The organism is Pseudoneobacillus rhizolycopersici, from assembly GCF_054786815.1.
The window spans coordinates 1-277 of sequence record NZ_JBTOOE010000085.1 but is presented as its reverse complement, the minus strand read 5'-3'; the positions used below and the strand labels follow the sequence as shown (position 1 = coordinate 277).

The window sequence follows — 277 nt, the reverse complement described above, 5'->3', positions numbered from 1 at the left end:
AAGATTCGATTTATCTTGTTGAAGACGAAGAGGTTATCATTGTTTACGAAAATAAAGGGAATGTCCTTCACCTGTATGATGTGGTGAGTAAGCACAAGGTCGATTTGGTAAGGCTGCTTTCTTATATTAGCAGGCTTGAAACGGAGATCATTCAGTTTCACTTCACGCCTGACCGATTTACTGATAATGCGGGTTATGAACGTAAGAGTCAAGGCGACTTACTATTTGTGAGGTCGAACCATGACTTGAACTTAAACTTCGCATTTTGTGCCCCTCT

General features: G+C 40.8%; 1 pseudogene. It reads left to right on the top strand.

Annotation, left to right across the window (positions count from 1 at the left end):
- Nucleotides 1-277: pseudogene (locus tag ACX9YW_RS22955) on the top strand (hypothetical protein); the annotation flags it as partial.